Genomic DNA, 17,871 nt, shown 5'->3' on the forward strand with positions numbered 1-17,871 from the left:
CACTTGACTTTTTTCGCATGAATTGCAGGAAAGCAATGCATCCAGGCCAAAATTAATCGATCAGATCACCCTGGAATACCTGCTGCTGCTGTAAATACTCGCGCAAAGCCGTATAGTCCACAGATGTCCAGAAATTCGGATCGCCGATCAAACTGGACACATCATCCCTCGCTTGCTCCAATACGGCAAAGTCTGCAACCATATCCGCCAGGCGGAATTCCGGTAATCCACTCTGTTTGGTCCCAAAGAAATCCCCCGGTCCCCGCAGATCGAGATCACGGCGAGAAACTTCAAAGCCATCCTCCGTTTCGGTCATGACCTTCATGCGCTCCTGCCCAACCTCAGTTTTGGGATCGGCGATGAGCACGCAATAGGACGCGTGGGCACCCCGGCCAACACGGCCGCGAAGCTGATGCAGCTGGGACAAGCCAAAACGGTCGGCATCCATAATCACCATTAACGTAGCATTCGGTACATCGACGCCGACTTCCACCACGGTGGTGGAGACGAGGAGCTGAATATCGTTGCTGTAGAACGCACGCATCATCTCTTCTTTCTCCCCAGCGGTCATCCGTCCATGCAGCAGGCCCACACGATAATTCGGAAAATTCTGCTGCATCTGCACATGCAGATCAATTGCATTTTGGACATCCAGCTTCTCGGATTCCTCAATTAAAGGGCATATAAGATAAGCCTGACGGCCCTGATCCACTTCGCGGGAGATGAATCCGAGCACACGCTCCATCATGTCATGTTTAACCCAATAGGTGGAGATCGGAATTCGTCCCTTCGGCCGTTCCGAGATCGTGGATACTTCAATATCCCCAAATGCCGTAATCGCCAGCGTCCGCGGAATCGGAGTCGCCGTCATGGTTAACACATCGGGATTATATCCTTTTCGCCGCAAAATGCTGCGCTGGTTCACCCCGAAGCGGTGCTGCTCGTCCGTCACGACGAGACCAAGATCACGGAAGAATACATCTTCCTGAATCAATGCATGGGTACCCACCACGATATCAATCATCCCCATTTGCAGCGAAGCGATCAGATCCTTGCGTTTCCGTCCATTCACGCTGCCGGTTAGAAGGCCCACCGTTACGCCAAAAGGTTCAAACAGCTTTTGTAATGATCGCATATGCTGCTCGGCCAGAATCTCGGTAGGAACCATTAGAGCTCCCTGGAAACCGGAACGAACCGAGGTATACAGCGCTATGGCTGCAATCACCGTTTTACCCGACCCCACATCGCCTTGCAGCAAGCGATTCATGGAATAAGGTGAACGCATATCATGAAGGATTTCCAGTTCTACCTTCTTCTGAGCATCTGTCAGTTCAAACGGCAGACTGCGCACAAACTCGCGAATAGTGGCATTATCCGTTGTATGCACAACCCCATCCATGCGATTTCTGTTCAATGCACGATAGGCCTGCATCTTCAGCTGGAACAAAAACAATTCTTCATAGACCATGCGCTGTCTGGCCTGCTGGCCTTCCCGATTATCCTGCGGACGGTGAATCCCCGCGATCGCCTGTTTACGAGGCATCAGTCCGTATTTCTTCATAAGAGATGGAGGTAAAATCTCGGGAATCATGTCTCCAAATTGGATCAAACCCTGATTAATCGTCTTGCGCATCCAGGATTGCGTCAGCTTGCCCGTTACCGAGTAGACCGGCTGCAGCGTACCTGAACGGCCATCTCCCTTATCCGGAAACTCCGAATCCGAGACGGTCATCTGCATACGCTTTTGCTCCCACTTCCCGGTAAGCACAATTTCGCGGTTCGGCGTAAGCTGGTCTTTTAGAAAATGACGATTAAACCAGGTTGCCGTAATCATCCACTCTTCGGTCATCACCTTGCAGGTGAGACGGGACTTTTTACCATAGCGCTGCAGCACCGGAATACCCATGATCTTACCCTGGACCGTAATCTTGTCCCCGTCTTTCACTTCACTAAGAGAGCGCAGACGATAATCCTCATAACGGAACGGATAGTATTCAAGCAGGTCTTTAACACTAGAGATGCCAAAGGCGTGAAGCTCTCCCTCTTTGAGAGCACTCACGCCGTTAATTTGCTTAACCGATATTTCTTCCAATTTCATGTCTAATCCCTCATTCCGGAACAGGCCACATAAAGATGGCAATAACGCCAGGCCCAACATGGCTGCCAATAACGGCTCCAATATTGGTGTACACCACTTCATTCAGTGTAAAATGCCCACGCAGCTGCTCTGCACAAGCAATCGCTGATCCGGGGTCTGCGGTATGGCCCACGGCCACGTTCACACGCTTACCCGCTAGGTCCTGCTGAAACAGCTCAATAATGCGTGCCATTGCTTTTTTGTGTCCTCTGACTTTTTCAACAGCGTATATGACACCTTCCTCATCAATGGACAAGATGGGCTTAATATTCAGCAAGGTGCCCAGAAAAGCCGCAGCCTTTCCGATCCGCCCGCCTTTTTGCAGGTACTCCAGTGTATCCACCAGGAAAAACAGCTTGCGGCTCTTCTGCATGGCTTCCACAGCTGCAGCAATCTCGGTTGCCGACTTGCCCTGACTCGCGAGTTCGGCTGCCTGAACAACCATCAGACCATATCCATAAGATGCCGACTTGGAGTCCAGCACCGTAATGTCGCCCTCGCGCTCCAGCAGGGATTTGCCCAGTAGTGCCGATTGATAGGTTCCACTCATGCCTGATGACAGGTGAATCGAGACAATCGGACGTTCCGGGTCTTCATCCAGCAGAGTCTGGTAGATGTTCATGAATTCGGTTGGCGAAGGCTGTGACGTTGTAGGTAACGCCGAAGCCTTCTCCAATTTGGCATAAAACTGTTCCGAAGTCAGATCAACGCCGTCTGCATAACTTTCTTCACCAAACAGAACGCGCAGTGGAACCACATGAATTCCATATTTACCGACAAGCTCTTCCGGTATATCTGCGGTACTGTCTGTTACTATCGCAATCTTATGGCTCAAGCGAGATCTCCTCCTTGCGTGAGTGTACTATCAGGACTCCACAGAGAACAAATAATAATAAACTGGCTGTCCTCCGGAATGCACCTCCACCTCAGCATCAGGATATTGCGACTCCAGCCATGCTGCAAGTGCAGCAGTAACCTCAGAGTCAGCTTCTTCCCCTTCGAGGATGGTAACCACTTCATCTCCACTCTCCATCATCTGCTGCAGCAACCCTTCACACGCACGCAGCATGCTTTCATCTGTCGCAACGATTTTGGAATTATGGATACCAATGTAATGGCCTGCCTTGATATCCAGCTCATCGTACTGAGTATCTCTTACAGCATGAGTAACCTGACCCGACTGCACGCGGCCAATGGCTTCCAGCATCTGATCACGGTTGGTTTCAGCAGACTCATCCTCCTGAAAAGCAAACGCAGCTGCCATACCTTGCGGAATGGTTTTGCTCGGGATCACCGTGATCCGTCGTTCGTCTTCAAGCAGTTCTCGTGCCTGTTCGGCAGCAAGAACAATATTGGAATTGTTCGGCAAAATAAATACCTGTTCCGCAGCGATCGAGCGAACTGCATTCACAAAGTCCTCAGTACTCGGGTTCATCGTCTGTCCGCCGGACAGAACGACATCCACTCCGAGGCTTTGGAAGATTTCCGCAATACCCTCGCCTGAAGATACAGCGATAAAACCATACGGAGCCATCTCGTCTGCCGGAGGTACTGCCTCTTCATGACTGCGCGTCGTTTCAGGCGGAATCTCTGCAAACAATTCAGGAGAAGGCGCAATGTCCATGCCCGCCGTTAGCAGATCCCGGTGCTGTTCACGCATGTTCAAAATGTGAATCTGAGTAATTTCGCCGTAACGAAGTGCCAGATTCAGTACATCTCCAGGTGTTTTGGAGTGCACATGTACTTTGATCACTTCGTCGTCAGCAATAATGATGATGGAATCTCCATTAACTGACAACGCTTTCCGGAATGCCTCATCATCAAATGCCACGCCTGCATTATCTCCGAGCTGGCGGTTAATGAAAAATTCCATATCATACAGGAATTCGATATCTTCCGTTTCCAGTCTAGCCTGTGCAGACAACGGCATCTCTGGAGCAATGACCTGCTGTGCAGGCTTCGCAGGCACCTCTTCTGCCGGTACAGCCGGTTTCAATGCGGACGATGCCACAGATGGTTGTACTTCTTTTTGCAGGGATGCACGGCTAACACCGTCGGTCTGCAGCAGAACTTCCATAAAACCTTCGTAAATATATACAAGCCCCTGTCCACCCGAATCCACGACGCCAACCTGTTTTAGTACAGGCAGCAATTCCGGAGTCGTTGCCAGTGCCTCTTTTGCTTTTAACAATACTTCATTCATTAATTCGGTAATATCATTCGTCCGTCTTGCATAGTAGCTGGCATGTTTCGCTGCTTCCTTAGCCACGGTAAGAATGGTTCCTTCAACAGGCTTCACGACAGCTTTGTACGCTGCGTCTACGCCATTTTGGAGGGCTGCTGCAAATTGGAGCGTATTCAGTTCCTCATAAGGAGCAGCTGAACGACTGAACCCACGGAACAACTGCGATAAAATAACGCCAGAATTCCCCCGTGCACCCATAAGCAGGCCTTTCGATAAAATACCGGCAGCTTCTCCGATGGAGGCAGAACTCTTGCGTTTAATCTCTGCAACTCCCGCACTCATTGTCAAATTCATGTTCGTTCCCGTGTCGCCATCCGGCACAGGGAAAACATTCAGGGAATTGACGTGCTCTGCATGCTGTCCAAGTTGTTCCGCGCCGGCAAGTACCATTGCGGTAAAATCTGTTCCATTTAAAGAACGTATACTCAAGTGAGAATTCCCCTTCCTAGCTTGATACACGAACATCTTGCACCAAGATGTTAACTGGTCTGTTCATGCGTTGACGCTTCTGCGTCATTCTTCGTCCACACCTTGTCCGGCAAAGGCATACAATTCAACATGTCATCCGGATCTACGGTCTGGGCGGCCGAGCCACCGATATCTTGCAACCGCTGAAGCCCGAGTTCGGGGCATACGGATATGCACCGGTATCGAGAGCCGGCATGAATGCCGCATGGAGACTGGTGCCAGTGATGGAAATGTCACAGCGCACAGCGTTGCCAAATTGCAGACCACCGACCTCTTGGGACGGTCAAATCTCCGGCTTTCTCGCGGCAACAGCCTGTTCACCGCTGTATTATGGACTATTCAACATTGTACTATATTAGGCAGGAGAAATAAATAAAGTTTTTGGATCAGTTGACGAAGCTTTTTTGGGTATGATATTATATTCAAGTATTGTTTTATGCAGGTTAAGTAATGGAAATGATCCGGCCATGCCGGCTTGAACAACGCCATTAGCTACTGGAGCCTGACCACTATGGTCAGGAAGAACAATTTAGCCTTTAAGGAATGACTTTCGTCTCTCCGAAGGCAACTGGTTATTTTAGGATAGGAGGTGTAATCTATGTCTCGCAAATGTTATGTGACAGGTAAGAAACCGGGCACCGGTAACCACGTATCCCACGCTAACAACCGTAACCGTCGTTCTTGGGGCGTAAACGTTCAGAAGGTCCGCATTCTCGTGAACGGTAAACCAAAACGTGTATACGTAAGCACCCGTGCACTGAAAGCCGGTAAAGTGACTCGCGTATAATCACGCAAAGCTACTATAAATCGGATAAGCAAAAAGCACCTTGTTCCTTGCAGGTGCTTTTTTGGTATTCAAAAAAGTACATAAATACCTGCACAAGCATGTGAATGCCCGCCGCATGGCACTTCTCAGGTCGGATTCCCCAATCGTCCTGAAGCCATAGCGGCGGTATTCGCCTTTTGAGCCTGCTCTCGATCTTATCAGTTCTTTTGAAACGTATTAAGGATCGCCTTTACAAACCCTCCCAAAAACTTCGGCAGTTTGAATGTGTAAAATTTCATACTTCACCCTCCCCATCATGCTCATGCATCCGCCGTATCCTATGCTTCAGGGCCTTCTTCACCTTAAACACGACAAAAAAGGCTACATGAGAAACCTGCTCATGTAACCATATTTATGCGGAACCACCTGTCCCTATTCCAACATGACGAGCCCGAAGAACAGCTCATTTACGTTTGGGCAGGAACAAATTGATAGACAGCGATCATGAATACACTCAGCAAGTAATACAGTATGCTGAATATGACGAAGGTAACACGCGATCGTGTGCGATCAAACTTTCGAAAATACATAATGACAACGCCCACGCCAATCAGTGAAGTAAGCGCATTGTATGGGGATTGAATGACTGCAAATAAAGCGAGCACCAGTCCCGTTACAAGGCTCGCAGCCATTGTCCACAGCGTCTCCTTAAGGCCCATAGATCAGCCTCCGTAGCTGCTACGGATTTCGGCAATAGCAGCTGCACGATCCTCACGTCCGAATACCGCACTACCTGCGACGAGTACATCCGCGCCTGCTTCTACAACGAGTGGTGCTGTATCGGCTGCAATTCCACCGTCCACTTCGATGTGTACGTCATGGCGTCCTTTTTCATTCAGCCAGCTGCGAATTTGTCTGATTTTGTTCATGGTTCCCGAGATGAACGCTTGTCCGCCAAACCCAGGATTCACGGTCATGACCAGAACCATGTCCACGTCATCAAGCACTTCCTGAATGGCACTGGCAGGTGTCCCTGGATTCAGAGCAACTCCCGCCTTAACTCCCTGTTCCTTAATCAGATGAATCACACGGTGCAAATGCACACATGCCTCGGCATGAACGGTAATAACAGCCGCTCCTGCTTTGGCAAATTCTTCAACATACCGTTCCGGATTCTCAATCATCAGATGTACATCCAGTGGCAGGTTGGTATGTGGCGCAATAGCTTTCACAATGGCAGGACCCAGTGTAATATTCGGAACGAAATGACCGTCCATGACATCAACGTGAATCCAGTCGCCTCCAGCAGCTTGCGCCTCAGCTACCTCAGCACCAAGACGTGCAAAATCTGCAGATAAGATGGATGGAGCAATTTTAATCATAATTAGTACCTCCGCTTCTTGTCTTTCATTTCTGTAAGGAACTGCTCATAATGCTTGTAACGGCTGTCGGAGATTAGACCTTCCTCCTTGGCTGCAAGTACTCGGCACTGGGGCTCATGCGTATGGGTACAGCCGCGGAATTTGCACTGATCCGCATACTGGGCAAATTCACGGAAACAGGTGGATAATTCCTCCACACCAATCTCTAGAAAGTCCAGTTGGCTGAATCCGGGTGTATCTGCTACGAATCCGCCGTTATCCAGCGGGATCAATTCAACGTGCCTAGTCGTATGTCTACCGCGGCCAAGACGCATACTGATTTCACTCGTTTCGAGTGTCAGCCCTGGCATCAGGGCATTAAGCATGGAAGACTTACCTACACCGGACTGACCCGAGAACACACTAATCTTGCCTGCGAGGCGTTCTTTGAGCAGTTCATTGCCCTCTCCTGTTCGCGAGCTGGTCGAGATGACTTCATACCCAATCTGTTCATAGAGAGCCTTAACCTCAGCCACAGTGTCCCTGGTATCCTTCTCTGGATCTACGAGGTCCTGCTTCGTTAATACAATTAGAGCATCCAATCCTGCCTGCTCAATATGTACGAGAAATTTGTCCAGCAGATTGAGGTTCATGTCCGGTTCCTTAACGGAGAACAGAAGAACAGCCAGACTGACATTCGCAACAGGAGGACGAATTAACTCCGTCTCCCGTTCCCGAATCTCATCTACTGTTCCTTCGCCATTCTCTGTCAGCATATAGCTGACGCGATCACCGACAAGCGGAGATACGCCTCTCTTTTTGAATATGCCTCTCGCTCGGCATTGAACGGCGGAGCCTTCAACCGAAGGCACCCCGTTTTCTAACAATGGCATGACATAATAGTAACCGCTTAGCGCTTTTACGATGATACCTTCAGGCATAGCTCCGTCGCCCTCCTTTGATTTGCGGTGCATTCCAACCTAACGTCAGCAATAAGCCGTCCTTACGGACGGCTTGTTGCGTTTACGACTTCATTCTTCTTATCTTTTCCATGACCTTTACCTTTACTATCATTCATGGCAGACGTATCTTCACTTTCATTATCTTCTTCACCGTCAGCAGGAGTCGAATCAGGTTCACCTTCCTGGTTGCCGTCCACGCTGCCTTCGTCACCGCCGCCGCCTTCTTCAGGCTCATTCGCTGGTGGGGGCTGATTACTGATCTCTGGCTCAATGGATGGCACGACTACGGTACCATTTTTGGCTTCAGCGTAGGTAACCACGTACGTATCCAGGAATTGACCATCCCGATATACAGATACAGCACCATTCTCATTCGGAGCCAGAACAAGCGGAATGGTTAGGGCCTGATGCGACTGTTTAATGGTTCGGGTACCCCATTCCTGATTCTTGCCGCGGGCATCTTCGAATGTAATTCGAATCTTGCTGTTTTTGCCCTCTTCTTTTGGTGAAACATTGATATTGAAGGAATACTCCAATGCCTCAGGCGGATATCCAGTGCTGACGAAAATGGTAATTTTGTCACCAGGTTTTACATCGGCTCCGGCTTCCACAGGCCATTGCTGGGTCACTTTACCCCGCTCAACCGTATAGCTCGACTCTTCCTGAACCTGAGCCAGAACCAGTCCGGCAGACTTAATCATCTGTTCTGCTTCGTTGCGTGTGCGATTTTTCAAATCTGGCATCTTCACGGTTTCAGCGCCTCTGCTGACGGTTAAGACAATTTCGGTCTGTTCCGGATCAAATTCTTGATCGGCCCCAGGGGTCTGGGAAATAACCAGGCCTGATGCAACGTCATTAGAATATTCATCTTTACGTTTGATCCGATCCTCACTGATTCCCAGATTCGTCAGATCCTTGACCGCATCCTCGTAGGAATCACCTTCGACGCTGATCATTTTGGTCAGTTCCTTTTCAGCTCCAACACTAAGTTGAATTTCCGAACCTTCCTTGACCACATCACCTTCGTTTCGGCTTTGTTCGAATACGATACCGGGATCGACACCTTCCTTATACTGCCGGATGACATCATCGCTCACAACCAAACCTTCATCCTGTAGCATCTGGCGCGCCTTCTCTTCAGTCTGGTTAACAACATTTGGCACATTCACTTCAGGCACAACGAGCATGCCTTTGACGTACCACACAACACCCACCATGGCGATTAGAATTAAGACAGTCAATGAGATCAATAGTGTTGGTTTTTTCCAGTTTTTCGTCTTGGGCTTGCCTTTATGGTTCTCCTCGTCCGATTCCATGACCGGAGCCGCGCCTGTAGAAGTAATTCCACGTGGTTCCGGTTTGATGGCAGGCATGACACGGGTCTGATCCACATCATCCTCATCCGGGAAATCGATCTTGTTTTCATTGCGTCGCTCTGGCATCAAACAGGTTTCCAGATCGTTCTGCATTTCCTTGGCCGACTGATATCGCTCCTGCGGATTTTTTCGCATCGATTTCAAAATCACATTTTCCACACTTTGCGGAATCAGCGGGTTGAATTTGCGAGGCTCATCAAATTCTTCCTGCAGATGCTTCAAGGCAACACTGATCGGACTCTCGCCGAGGAACGGAAGCTGCCCAGTCAGCATTTGATAGAGTACGATACCGAGAGAATATAAATCCGACTTCTCGCCAGTAACAATACCTTTGGCATGCTCTGGTGAGAAATAATGCACCGATCCGACTACGGAACCAGTCTGTGTAATCGTCGTTGAAGTAACCGCTCGGGCAATTCCGAAATCGGTAACCTTCACACGGCCATTTCGGCCAATCAATATATTATGCGGTTTGATATCCCGATGAATAATCTGATTATGATGTGCATGATCCAGGGCGTCTGCAATTTGGGAAGCAATTCGAACAGCCTCATCCACCTGCAGCGGAGCCCGCTCTTTAATAATCTCATTCAGATTTTTGCCTTCTACATATTCCATGACAATATAATGAACGTCATCTTCCTGGCCAACATCATAGATGCTGACGACGTTGGGGTGAGATAAGGATGCAGCTGACTGCGCTTCTCGACGGAAACGTCGGATGAATTCCTCATCATGTACAAATTGCTGTCTCAGCACCTTGATCGCCACATTCCGGTTCAGAAGCAGATCCTGGGCCTTGTACACAAGTGCCATGCCGCCACCGCCAACACGCTCAATGACTTCATAGCGTCCGCCTAGCTGGTGCCCTATCATGACTCACACCCCGTTTCCGTCACCACGGAACCTTCCTGCTGCGCTTCAAATAGCGCAACCGTGATATTATCATCTCCACCAGCCAGCAGAGCCAGCTGAAGCAGACGATCCGCACGCTCTTCCAGCGGCAGATCCTGATTCCCTGCCACTTGAACGAGCTGTTCATTACTGACCAGATTGCTAAGTCCATCACTGCACAACAGCAGAACTTCACCTATTTCCAGCTTGATGGGATCCAGATCCACTTTGACTTCTGCATCCGTTCCAAGAGCACGGGTCAGCACGTTGCGACGCGGATGATGAGATACGTCTTCCTTGCTGATCTGACCATTTTTAAACAATTCATTCACCAGGGTATGGTCTTCCGTTAACTGGATCACTTGTTTGTTTGCAATTTTGTAAGCTCGGCTGTCCCCGATATGACCGATAACCCCTTCTGCATCATTCAACAAGGCAGCAACCACGGTTGTACCCATGTTGTGGTATTTGTCGTCTCCGGATGCGGTCCGATATATCACTTCGTTGGCATGCAAAATAGCATCGCTGAGGGCAGCAGACAAGGATGCATGCGACAGCCCCGGTTCCAATGTTCCCAGGTCATGCACCAATGTCTCGACTGCCAGACGGCTGGCGGTATCTCCAGCAAGATGCCCGCCCATGCCATCAGCGACAATACCCAGTATATACCCTGTCTCCAGATTGCGGATCCAGGCTGAATCTTCATTAACCGAACGCACGCGTCCGATATGGCTCACATGAACTGTTTTGATCAAAACGTTCTCACCTCAACTCCATATGCTTTGCACGAAGCTGACCGCAAGCGGCAGCAATATCATGTCCCTGTTCACGACGAATGGTTACATTAACACCCTGCTCCGAAAGAATCTTCTGAAAATTGAAAATGTCGCTTCTCGATGTTCTCACATACTTGCGTTCAGGTACGTGATTGACTGGAATCAGGTTCACGTGGCAGAGCATGTTCTTGAGCACACTTGCGAGTTCCGCAGCATGTTCCGGCTGATCGTTCACGCCACCGATAAGTGCATATTCAAATGTGATTCTCCGGCCCGTTTTGGCGAGGTAATACCGAAGGGATTCCATCACATCGTCAAAAGGAAAACGACGGTTTACCGGCATCAATTTGGAACGCAGTGCATCATTCGGTGCATGGATCGAAATTGCCAGGTTAATCTGCGTATCTTCGTCCGCAAACTTGTAGATGTTTGGTACAATTCCGCTTGTAGAGACCGTGATGTGGCGCTGACCAATATTCAGGCCCTTTTCGTGAATCATGATGCGCAGGAAAGTCATTGTTGCTTCATAGTTCTCAAACGGTTCGCCCGAACCCATGATGACAATACTGCTTACACGTTCGCCTCGCTCATCCAGAATCTTCTGAGCCTGTACGACCTGAGCAACAATCTCGCCTGCTGTCAGGTTACGCTTCAGTCCGCCCAGTGTGGATGCACAGAATGTACAACCGATCCGGCAGCCTACCTGTGTTGTTACGCAGATGCTGTTACCGTAATTGTGTTTCATGATAACTGTTTCGATTGCATGATCATCATGAAGGCCAAACAGGAACTTCACCGTTCCATCCTTGGATTCAAACTTCGTAATTTCGGTAAGGGTTACAAATTCGAATTGCTCTGCCAGCTTCTCGCGCAATGCTTTGGACAGGTTCGTCATCTCACTGAAATCATTTACTCGCTTCACATAAATCCAGTCGAAAATCTGACCACCGCGAAAAGCGGGTTCCCCATTCTCAACAGCCCATTGCTGCAGCTCTTCCAGGGAAAAATCATATATAAAAGGTTTCATTTTGTTGTCAACACCTATTCCTTCTTTTCTTTTCATTCTTCCTATTCTATCACAAAGACCACTTTACATCCATGTATGCCCTAGAGTCTTGCACTTCATGCATTATAACACCTCGGCGCACAAGCCGCACCCCATTACAAAAGAAATCCGCCGAAGTTCCCCCCGGCGGCCTTCCTTACGTGCTATGGATTTATTCATTGGCTGCACGTGTCAGCCTTGCAATGAAGAAGCCATCACTGTGTGCATACTGGGGCAGAATCTGCACGCCCCCGTTCACCGGATTCCACTTTTCCATCTCGGTTCCGGTCCAGGCAGAATCCACGGCCTGGTATTCAGGATGGCGCTTCAGAAAGTCAGCGACCATAAGTTCGTTCTCAGCCGGCTCAATCGTACATGTACTGTACACCAGAACGCCGCCCGGCTTCAACAGCGGTGAAACCCGGTCCAACAATTCTCGCTGCAGCGCCGAGATATCTTCGATATCTTCAGGCGATTTGGTCCATTTGACATCTGGCTTCCTGCGAATGACACCGAGACCCGAACAAGGTGCATCCAGAAGGATCCGGTCGAACGAAGCATGAGGATAACGTTCATCCAAATCCAGTGCATCTCCAGTTACTGCATCGATACAGCTCAGCCCCAAACGGTCTGCCTGATCCATGATCAGCTGACGCTTATGTGCATGCACATCATTGGCAATGATCCGTCCACGGTCCTGCATTTTCTCGGCCATATGAGCTGTCTTACCGCCGGGAGCTGCACAGCAATCCAGCACGCTTTGACCTTCTTCAGGTGCGACCGCTTCTGCCACCAGCATGGAACTTTCGTCCTGTACTGAGAACAATCCATCCCGGTACCATGACGTTAGTGCCATATTCCCACCGCTGCGTACAAGGATGCCGTCAGGACTTAACCGGGAAGGCTCCACCACTGCACCCGTGCTCTCCATCTCGTGCATAAGTTTCTCACGTGTGGTCATGGTCGTATTTACCCGGACACTCACTGCTGGTGGTTCATTATTGGCCTTGCAGATCGCTTCAGCTGTCTCTTCACCGTATTGGCCGATCCAGCGTTTAACCATCCACAGTGGATGAGAGTGTTCCAGTGCAATGCGCTCAGCCGCTGGCAGATCATTCGGAATCCGCAATTCATCCCGGTTACGGATCATGTTGCGCAGAACGCCATTGACCATACCCGAGATTCCCTGGTGACCCAGTTTCTTCGCCAGATTGACGGCTTCACTGACAACAGCATGTTCCGGAATCCGGTCCAGATACAGCATCTGGTAGACGCTGATCCGAAGGAGACTTCGTACCCATGGCTGGAGCTTGGCCATTCCTTTGGCTACAAAACGTTTCAAGAAATAATCAAGCGTATTTAGTCTTGCGATTGTTCCGTATACCAGCTCAGTTGCCAGCCCCGCATCAGCCGGACTAAGCTCCGCCTCTTTCAAACGACGATTGAGCTCCAGGTTACTGTAGGCTCCATCCTGCTCCACAGCACTTAGCACCTTCACTGCAAGTGCGCGTGGAGAAGTTTTGGGTCGTTGAGCGCGCGAAGCTTCTCCCGAGGTCCGGGAGCCCCCAGCATTTCTGGAACCACCCGGTTTCCCTGGATTCGGGCGCCGGTTCTGTTTAGCGTTACCTCTGCTCGAACTGTCTACGGATCTGCCGGATCTATTCTCACTCATCGTAACACCGTGCCCGGTTTCAGCGTACCGCCGCGGCCAAAGTCAGCCGCCTTCATCGCTTTCTTGCCGGCCGGCTGAACTTCTGTCAGCCAGAGTGAACCGTCACCCGTCTGTACCTCGATACCAGATGCATTCAGCTGCAGCACTGTACCAGGCTCAGCTTGTCCTTTGGCTCCAGTCTCCGAAGCTCCCCATTGATTGGGATTCGCAGCAGCCCATACTTTAAACACCTGCTCGTCCCACATTGTAAATGCACCAGAGAACGGAACAAGACCACGGATCTGGTTATAGATTTCACGGGATGTTCGATTCCAGTCTATTTTCTCGTCTTCTCTAGTCAGATTGCGGGCATACGAAGCTTCGGCTTCATCCTGAGGGACAGCCGTGGTTTCCCCCGCAATAAGACGGGGCATTTCTGCCTGCAGCAGCTTGGAGCCTGCATCGCTGAGCTTCACAAACATGGTGCCAGAGGTGTCATCATCGGTAATTGGAACTTCCACACGAGAGATCATGTCCCCGGTATCCAAACCTTCTGCCATATACATCAAAGTAACTCCCGTTACGGACTCCCCGTTAATAATGGAGCGCTGAATTGGAGCACCACCACGATATTTAGGCAAAAGAGAACCGTGCACATTCACACAGCCTCGTACAGGCATATCCAATACGGCCTTCGGTAAAATCTGCCCAAATGCTGCAGTCACGATCAAATCAGGCTTCCATTCAGCCAATCTGGCCACGGATTCAGGATCACGCAGCTTCACCGGTTGAAATACGGGCAGGCCATGGCGCTCAGCCGCAGCCTTAACAGGCGTTGGCGTGAGCACTTTTTTGCGGCCTTGCGGTTTATCGGGCTGGGTGACTACCCCCACCACGTTATAACCCTCAGCAATGAGCATATCCAGAGAAGGGACAGCAAATTCCGGGGTACCCATAAAAACAATATTCAAATCCATCACTCCTTAATTACGTCGCGGTCCAGTCTGATCGGCTGCAATTTCGTACACTTTCTCAGCGATATCCGTGAAGAGTACGCCATCCAGGTGATCAATCTCGTGCTGGAATGCCCGGGATAACAGACCACTGCCCGTAATAATCAGTTCATTGCCTTCACGGTCCAAGCCTTTAACGGTAACTGTCTCAAAACGGCGAACGTCGCCGTTAATACCCGGAATACTCAGACAGCCTTCCGGCCCAAACTGTTCGCCTTCACTTGCGATGATTTCAGGATTGATCATTTTAATGAGGCCCTGTTCATCCCCGGCATCAATGACAATCAGGCGTTTCAAGATGCCTACTTGAGGGGCTGCAAGACCTACGCCTTCAGCGTCATACATGGTATCTGCCATATCATCCAGCAGTTTTTGTACATTTGGTGTTACTTTTGTAACTTCCTTGGCTCTTTTGTGAAGCACCTCATCTGGTTCTTTAACAATAATACGAATCGACATGTTGTAAGCACCTTCCTAACCCAAATCTCATGTTGGGTATCATTCTTTTGATTATCGTTTGCTTGTTTATAATCTATGTTTATACCGCTTGTTCACATCCACATTTTGCTCTAATCATTTCCCCAATTTTTATCACACGAAGTGTCCATGGAAAACGATGCATCATGCTACATTAACATTTGCGGGTCTACATCCAAACTAATGAGCAGTTTTTGCGCCTGAACATCATCGTCCATGCGCCGAGCTGTCTCTAGGGCGATTCCGATAGCGTCTACATCCCCCCGCCATTTTATCATACATTGGAATCGGTATCTATTCTTGATCCGGGGAATGGGCGAGGCTACAGGCCCTAGCACGTCGAAGGCATCGTTGCTGAAACGGTCGAGGCTTCCCAGCCAGCCTGCTGCATTGGCACGTTCTTTCAACAGACGTGTGTAATTTTCGGCAAGCCGGATCAGTACAGGCAATTGCTCATGCGAAAAGGTCACCAGAATCAGGCGGCAATACGGCGGGTATTGCAGATTGCGGCGATGAAGCAGTTCCTCACGTACAAAAGAAACATAATCATGCTGGCTTGCATGTCCAATGGAATAGTGCTCCGGTGTATAGGACTGCACAAATACCTCACCAGGCAATTGATGACGCCCTGCACGGCCCGCTACCTGGGTCAACAGCTGGAAGGTCTTCTCGGCAGCCCGGAAATCGGGCAGGTTCAGTGCCGAGTCTGCCGTGATGACACCAACCAGGGTGACATCCGGAAAATCCAATCCTTTGGCAACCATCTGGGTACCAAGCAGCACGTCCGCTTTTTTCTCCCGGAACTGCTTCAGAAGTTTCTCATGCGACCCCTTCTCCGTCGTTGTGTCCACATCCATGCGGATTACACGAATTCCCGGGAACAACTTGGCCAATTCTTCCTCCACTCGCTGCGTACCTGTACCAAAGTAACGGATATGTTCACTGCCACATTCAGGGCATACCTCGGGAGCTGCTTCCGCATACCCGCAATAGTGACAACGAAGATTGTTTGAACGCTGGTGATACGTCAGTGAAATATCACACTCGGGACAGCCGGCCACATAACCGCAGCTGCGGCACATGACAAAAGTGGAATAGCCTCGGCGGTTCAACAGCAAAACTGTCTGCTCCCCGCGCTCCAACCGTTCCTCCAGTCCCTTATGCAGAGCCCGACTGAACATCGAACGGTTTCCATCCTTCAACTCTTCCCGCATATCAATGATTCGCACATCCGGCAGATTGTTGCCAAGCGCCCGAGTAGGCATTTCCAGCAGCAGCGGGGCAAAATCATCATTGCTCTGTGAACGTGCGGCATAATAACTTTCCAGCGAAGGCGTCGCGGAGCCCAGGACCACAACAGCCTGATGCTGCTGTGCTCTTTTTACAGCTACATCACGGGCATGGTATTTCGGCGTTTCTTCCTGTTTGTAAGAAGTCTCATGTTCCTCATCCATAATAATTAGACCCAGTCGGTCAAATGGAGCAAAGACAGCGGAACGCGCGCCAATGGCAACCTTTACTTGGCCTTCCCGGATTTTGCGCCATTCATCATAACGCTCTCCACCCGAAAGACGGCTGTGCATAACGGCAACCTGGTCTCCGAATCGTCCTTTAAACCGCTCAACCATTTGTGGCGTGAGGGCAATCTCAGGCACAAGTACAATCGCCTGCCGATCCTGCTCAATACATTGCTGGATCGTCTGCAGATATACTTCGGTCTTACCGCTGCCTGTTACACCATGTAACAAAAAGACGCCATGGCGCCTTTCCTGTAATCGGCCATTAATTTTATCGTACACGTTCTGCTGCTCTGCAGTAAGAGCAAGCGGTTCAGTGGCGCGAAACTTCCTGCCTTGATAAGGGTCACGAAAGACTTCCACGTCTTCCGTTACAAGCAGCCCTTTCTCCTCAAGCCCTTTGACGGTAGCCGCAGACACTTGAAGCGTGGCCAGCAATTCTTTCATCGGCATCGGCAGCAGCTCTTTCATTTCAAGCAGAAAAGCAAGAACCTCCTTCTGCCGCTGTGCCTTCGCCGGGAAAGATGCAAGTGTCTCCTCCGCCGCAGCCGCATCTACCGCCAAATCCACTGCCTTCATCGTTTTTTTGTTCAGCTTGTCCTTGATTGCCTGACTCTCCAGCAATACACCGCTAAGCAGAAGCTTTTTGATCAACGCTGCATGATTGGGGTATTTACGGCTCAATTGCTGCAAAGGCACCTGCCCTCGACTTTTAACAAAACGTATAATGTCCTGCTGCACCTTCTCCGAGGTGGATTCCTCTCCCCACACGAAGAGGACATTTTCATCCGATGGTGCTCCGGCATGCTGTCCATCCAGTGCATCCCCAATGGAGATATATCGTTCCGCTTTACCTTTCAGTGCAGTCGGCACCATGACCTGCAGCGACAAAATGCGGTTGCTGGCATATCGCTCACTCATCCACTCGGCGAGCTGCACCAGATCTTCTGACAAGGGGGGAACGATGTCCAACAGTTCCTGAATGGGCTTCAACTTGAAGGATTCTGTTCCGGTACGGGGTACAAGATCAACCACAAATCCCTGCACAGTTCGATGTCCAAATGGCACACCTACCCGACTGCCAATCTCAATCCAATCACGCATCGATTCCGGCACCAGATAATCAAAGGGCCGATCGGTCTGTTTCACCGGAACATCGACAATAACCTTGGCGATCTCCATA

General features: G+C 50.0%; 17 protein-coding genes. 2 read left to right on the forward strand and 15 right to left on the reverse strand.

Features of this window, described 5'->3' with window-relative positions:
• Window positions 1-52: 52 nt before the first annotated feature.
• From recG to MHB82_RS20785, 4 genes are read right to left on the reverse strand one after another with little or no spacing between them, the layout of a single operon-like run.
• The gene (gene recG / locus MHB82_RS20770) at window positions 53-2,098 is read right to left on the reverse strand and encodes an ATP-dependent DNA helicase RecG (RefSeq protein WP_095290287.1); all 2,046 of its coding nucleotides are present in this window, start codon (window positions 2,096-2,098) and stop codon (window positions 53-55) included.
• 10 nt (window positions 2,099-2,108) lie between these two features.
• The gene (locus MHB82_RS20775; RefSeq protein WP_341175728.1) at window positions 2,109-2,972 is read right to left on the reverse strand and encodes a DegV family protein; all 864 of its coding nucleotides are present in this window, start codon (window positions 2,970-2,972) and stop codon (window positions 2,109-2,111) included.
• 30 nt (window positions 2,973-3,002) lie between these two features.
• Window positions 3,003-4,811, reverse strand: coding sequence for a DAK2 domain-containing protein (locus tag MHB82_RS20780; RefSeq protein ID WP_341175729.1), 1,809 nt, complete (start codon window positions 4,809-4,811; stop codon window positions 3,003-3,005).
• A 50-nt stretch (window positions 4,812-4,861) separates the two neighbouring features.
• Entirely contained in the window at window positions 4,862-4,990 is a 129-nt protein-coding gene (locus MHB82_RS20785) for a hypothetical protein (RefSeq protein ID WP_258377678.1), read from the reverse strand.
• Here MHB82_RS20785 and MHB82_RS20790 point away from each other — a divergent pair.
• Together MHB82_RS20790 and rpmB are read left to right on the forward strand one after the other, a co-directional pair.
• Window positions 4,985-5,209 carry a hypothetical protein gene (locus tag MHB82_RS20790; RefSeq protein ID WP_141236705.1) on the forward strand — a complete coding sequence of 75 codons (225 nt, stop codon included), beginning with the start codon at window positions 4,985-4,987 and terminating at the stop codon, window positions 5,207-5,209. The genes MHB82_RS20785 and MHB82_RS20790 overlap by 6 nt on opposite strands.
• A gap of 239 nt (window positions 5,210-5,448) precedes the next feature.
• Window positions 5,449-5,637 (forward strand): 50S ribosomal protein L28, encoded by a 189-nt coding sequence (gene rpmB, locus MHB82_RS20795; protein WP_024631107.1) that lies wholly within the window; start codon window positions 5,449-5,451, stop codon window positions 5,635-5,637.
• A gap of 197 nt (window positions 5,638-5,834) precedes the next feature.
• Here the strand turns inward: rpmB and spoVM are convergent, their stop codons facing one another.
• The 11 genes from spoVM to priA form a co-directional block, all read right to left on the reverse strand.
• Window positions 5,835-5,915, reverse strand: coding sequence for a stage V sporulation protein SpoVM (spoVM, locus tag MHB82_RS20800; RefSeq protein ID WP_019424875.1), 81 nt, complete (start codon window positions 5,913-5,915; stop codon window positions 5,835-5,837).
• Between the two features lie 168 nt (window positions 5,916-6,083).
• The gene (locus MHB82_RS20805; RefSeq protein WP_095359346.1) at window positions 6,084-6,335 is read right to left on the reverse strand and encodes a hypothetical protein; all 252 of its coding nucleotides are present in this window, start codon (window positions 6,333-6,335) and stop codon (window positions 6,084-6,086) included.
• A 3-nt stretch (window positions 6,336-6,338) separates the two neighbouring features.
• Window positions 6,339-6,998 (reverse strand): ribulose-phosphate 3-epimerase, encoded by a 660-nt coding sequence (gene rpe / locus MHB82_RS20810; RefSeq protein ID WP_095290279.1) that lies wholly within the window; start codon window positions 6,996-6,998, stop codon window positions 6,339-6,341.
• A 2-nt stretch (window positions 6,999-7,000) separates the two neighbouring features.
• The gene (rsgA, locus tag MHB82_RS20815; protein WP_095290277.1) at window positions 7,001-7,918 is read right to left on the reverse strand and encodes a ribosome small subunit-dependent GTPase A; all 918 of its coding nucleotides are present in this window, start codon (window positions 7,916-7,918) and stop codon (window positions 7,001-7,003) included.
• Between the two features lie 62 nt (window positions 7,919-7,980).
• Window positions 7,981-10,191, reverse strand: coding sequence for a Stk1 family PASTA domain-containing Ser/Thr kinase (gene pknB, locus MHB82_RS20820; RefSeq protein WP_341175730.1), 2,211 nt, complete (start codon window positions 10,189-10,191; stop codon window positions 7,981-7,983).
• Window positions 10,188-10,964, reverse strand: coding sequence for a Stp1/IreP family PP2C-type Ser/Thr phosphatase (locus MHB82_RS20825; protein WP_095359348.1), 777 nt, complete (start codon window positions 10,962-10,964; stop codon window positions 10,188-10,190). Before MHB82_RS20825 ends, pknB begins: the two co-directional genes overlap by 4 nt.
• 7 nt (window positions 10,965-10,971) lie before the next feature.
• Window positions 10,972-12,012, reverse strand: a complete 1,041-nt coding sequence (rlmN, locus tag MHB82_RS20830; protein WP_095290542.1) for a 23S rRNA (adenine(2503)-C(2))-methyltransferase RlmN — start codon at window positions 12,010-12,012, stop codon at window positions 10,972-10,974.
• A gap of 190 nt (window positions 12,013-12,202) precedes the next feature.
• Window positions 12,203-13,702: a 16S rRNA (cytosine(967)-C(5))-methyltransferase RsmB gene (rsmB, locus tag MHB82_RS20835; protein ID WP_341175731.1), complete on the reverse strand. Its 1,500-nt coding sequence runs from the start codon at window positions 13,700-13,702 to the stop codon at window positions 12,203-12,205.
• Window positions 13,699-14,658 carry a methionyl-tRNA formyltransferase gene (gene fmt, locus MHB82_RS20840; RefSeq protein WP_176476038.1) on the reverse strand — a complete coding sequence of 320 codons (960 nt, stop codon included), beginning with the start codon at window positions 14,656-14,658 and terminating at the stop codon, window positions 13,699-13,701. Before fmt ends, rsmB begins: the two co-directional genes overlap by 4 nt.
• Before the next feature lie 6 nt (window positions 14,659-14,664).
• A complete protein-coding gene (def, locus tag MHB82_RS20845; protein ID WP_095290270.1) occupies window positions 14,665-15,153 on the reverse strand; it encodes a peptide deformylase in 489 nt (162 codons plus the stop codon).
• 167 nt (window positions 15,154-15,320) lie between these two features.
• Window positions 15,321-17,870 (reverse strand): primosomal protein N', encoded by a 2,550-nt coding sequence (gene priA, locus MHB82_RS20850; RefSeq protein ID WP_341175732.1) that lies wholly within the window; start codon window positions 17,868-17,870, stop codon window positions 15,321-15,323.
• Window position 17,871 lies beyond the last annotated feature (1 nt).

It is taken from the genome of Paenibacillus sp. FSL K6-2862 (genome assembly GCF_038005125.1).
Lineage (GTDB): Bacteria > Bacillota > Bacilli > Paenibacillales > Paenibacillaceae > Paenibacillus > Paenibacillus illinoisensis_A.